At 65.4% G+C, this 3,327-nt stretch carries 3 protein-coding genes and 1 pseudogene; all 4 read right to left on the reverse strand.

What is annotated here, in order from left to right; all coding sequences use genetic code 11:
• Positions 1–685, reverse strand: a 685-nt coding sequence (gene tpiA / locus RHBS_RS25905; RefSeq protein WP_128646819.1) for a triose-phosphate isomerase, incomplete at its 3' end; no start/stop codon positions are given.
• Positions 686–688: 3 nt separating this feature from the next.
• Positions 689–1,899, reverse strand: a pseudogene (pgk, locus tag RHBS_RS25910) (phosphoglycerate kinase).
• A gap of 5 nt (positions 1,900–1,904) precedes the next feature.
• Positions 1,905–2,924, reverse strand: coding sequence for a type I glyceraldehyde-3-phosphate dehydrogenase (gap, locus tag RHBS_RS25915; RefSeq protein WP_121869931.1), 1,020 nt, complete (start codon positions 2,922–2,924; stop codon positions 1,905–1,907).
• A gap of 120 nt (positions 2,925–3,044) precedes the next feature.
• Positions 3,045–3,327 (reverse strand): DNA-binding protein WhiA (whiA, locus tag RHBS_RS25920; protein WP_128646820.1); only part of this gene is annotated, 283 nt, incomplete at its 5' end.

The raw sequence follows: 3,327 nt of genomic DNA on the forward strand, positions 1-3,327 counted from the left end.
CGACGATCTCGCCGACGTTCTTCGCATTGACCGATCCGCCGTAGAGCACGCGCACGCCCGCGGCGACCTCGTCCGAGGAGAGCGACTTCAGTTCCTCGCGGATGGCGCCGCACACTTCCTGAGCGTCCGACGCCGACGCGACTCGGCCGGTGCCGATGGCCCACACCGGCTCGTAGGCGATCACGATCTTGGAGATGTCCTCGGCCGACAGTCCGTCGAGTGACCCGCGCAGCTGTGCGACGTTGTAGGCCACGTGCTCGCCGGCCTCGCGGATGTTCAGACCCTCTCCGATACACACGATCGGGGTGAGTCCGTTCTTCAGGGCCGCCTTCGTCTTGGCGAGCACGACGGCGTCGTCCTCGCTGTGCAGCGTGCGTCGTTCGGAGTGACCGACGACGACGAAGGTGCATCCCAGCTTGGCCAGCATCGATCCGCTGATCTCGCCGGTGAAGGCTCCCTTGTCCTCGGACGAGACGTCCTGCGCACCGTAGGTGAGCAGCAGTTTGTCGCCCTCGACCAGGGTCTGCACGCTACGGATGTCGGTGAACGGCGGGATCACCGTCACATCGACCTTGTCGAAGTACTTCTCGGGCAACGAGAAAGCGATCTTCTGCACCAGCGAGATTGCCTCGAGGTGGTTGAGGTTCATCTTCCAGTTGCCCGCGATGAGCGGCTTACGTGCCATGCGTTACGCCTCCAGGACGGATAGGCCGGGGAGCTGCTTGCCTTCGAGGTATTCGAGGGATGCACCGCCGCCGGTGGAGATGTGCGAGAAGCCGTCGTCGGGCAGCCCGAGGGTGCGTACCGCAGCCGCGGAGTCGCCGCCGCCGACGACGCTGAAGGCGCCCTTCTCGGTGGCTCCGATGATCGCTTCGGCGATGCCCTTGGTGCCGGCCGAGAACTTGTCGAACTCGAACACGCCGGCCGGTCCGTTCCAGAAGACGGTCTTGGCGTTGGAGAGAACCACGGCGAAACGACTGACCGAGTCGGGTCCGATGTCCAGGCCCATCCAGCCGTCCGGAATCTCGGACGCCTTCACGGTCTTCGCCTCGGCGTCCGCCGCGAACTTGTCCCCTACGACGATGTCGACGGGCAGGTGGATCACGTCGCCGAAACGCTCGAGCAGGTCCTTGCAGACCTCGATCTGATCCTCCTGCAGCAGCGAGTTCCCGACCGAATATCCTTGCGCGGCAAGGAACGTGAATGCCATGCCGCCGCCGATGACGAGGGTGTCGACCTTGGGGGCCAACGCCTCGATGACGCCGAGCTTGTCCGAGACCTTGGAGCCGCCGAGCACCACCGCGTACGGACGCGCGGCGTCCTCGGTCAGCTTGGCCAGCACCTCGACCTCGGCAGCGACGAGTGTGCCCGCATAGTGGGGCAGCAACTGCGCCACGTCGTAGACCGACGCTGCTTGCGGTGCACGACGCCGAATCCGTCGGAGACGAACGCCGCGTCGTCGCCGGCCAGAGCAACGAGTTCACGGGCCAGTGCAGCTCGCTCGGACTCGTCCTTGCTGGTCTCCCGCGGATCGAAGCGAATGTTCTCGAGCAGCAGTACGTCGCCGTCGGTCAGACCCTCGGCGCGAGCCTCGGCGTCCTGACCCACCACGTCGCCCGCGAGCTGAACGTGGCGTCCCAGCAGCTCGCCCAGTTTCGCTGCGACCGGAGCCAGGCTGTACTTCGCGTCGGGCTTGCCGTCGGGACGACCGAGGTGCGCGGTGACGATGACCTTGGCACCCGCCTCGACCAGTGCCCGAAGAGTCGGGATCGACGCCTGGATACGGCCGGGATCGGTGATCGTGCCGTCCTCGAGCGGGACATTGAAGTCCGATCGCACGAGGACGCCACGGCCTTCGACACCGGCATCGAGCAGATCCTGCAGTGTCTTGACAGCCATCGGTGTCAGAGGGACTTGCCGACGAGACCGATGAGGTCGGCGAGGCGGTTGGAGTAGCCCCACTCGTTGTCGTACCAGGAGACGATCTTGACCTGGTCGTCGATGACCTTCGTCAGCGGCGCATCGAAGATCGACGAGTGCGGGTCGGTGACGATGTCCGAGGACACGATGGGATCGGTGTTGTACTTCAGGATGCCCTTCAGCGGACCCTCGGCAGCAGCCTTCATCGCAGCGTTGATGTCCTCGGCGGAGGCCGACTTCTTCAGCAGCGCGGTGAGGTCGGTGACCGAGCCGGTCGGGATCGGAACCCGCAGCGCGTAGCCGTCGAGCTTGCCGAGCAGCTGCGGGAGAACCAGGCCGATTGCCTTGGCTGCACCGGTACCGGTCGGGACGACGTTGAGAGCTGCAGCACGGGCGCGACGCATATCGCTGTGCGGGCCGTCCTGCAGGTTCTGATCCTGCGTGTACGCGTGAATCGTGGTCATCAGACCCGAGACGATGCCGAACTCGTCGTCGAGAACCTTGGCGATGGGGCCGAGGCAGTTGGTGGTGCACGACGCGTTGGAGATGATGTTCTGGCTGCCGTCGTACTTGTCGTCGTTGACGCCCATCACGATGGTGATGTCCTCGCCCTTGGCGGGCGCGGAGATGATGACCTTCTTGGCACCGGCGTCGATGTGGCCCTGGGCCTTCGCAGCGTCGGTGAAGATACCGGTGGACTCGACGACGACGTCGACCCCCAGGTCACCCCACGGAAGTGCGGACGGGCCCTCGCGCAGCGACAGCGCCTTGATCTTCTGGCCACCGACGACGATGGTGTCCTCGCCCTCGAGCGAGACGTCGTGCGACAAGCGACCCAGGATCGAGTCGTACTTGAGCAGGTGTGCGAGCGATGCGTTGTCGGTCAGGTCGTTGACAGCAACGATTTCGATGTCGGTGGTACCGAGCGCCTTCTGCGCATCGACAGCCCTGAAGAAGTTACGCCCGATGCGGCCGAAGCCGTTGACGCCTACCCGGATCGTCACTGTTCGCTCCTAAAAGTTGTGAAAACAGATGTCTGATTGTGCCTGCGTGCGGGGTGCCACACGCGGTTCCCACCCTAGTGTGCGCGCAGGCAGAGCGCGCGCATCACGTGATCGGGCCGGTCACGCCTCGTCGAGCAGTTCGGCGGTGACCGCGGACTCGGTGTCCGGAATTCCGGTTTCCTTGGCCTTGCGGTCTGCCATGGACAGCAGGCGCCTGATCCGGCCTGCCACAGCGTCCTTGGTCATCGGTGGGTCGGCCAACTGGCCGAGTTCCTCGAGTGAGGCCTGCCGATGCTGGACTCGGAGCGAGCCCGCGGCGGCCAGATGATCCGGTACGTCCTCGCCGAGGATGTGCAGGGCCCGCTCGACGCGTGCTGCGGCGGCCACGGCGGCCCTGGCCGAG

The sequence above is a fragment of the Rhodococcus sp. BS-15 genome (assembly GCF_000813105.1).
GTDB lineage: Bacteria > Actinomycetota > Actinomycetes > Mycobacteriales > Mycobacteriaceae > Rhodococcoides.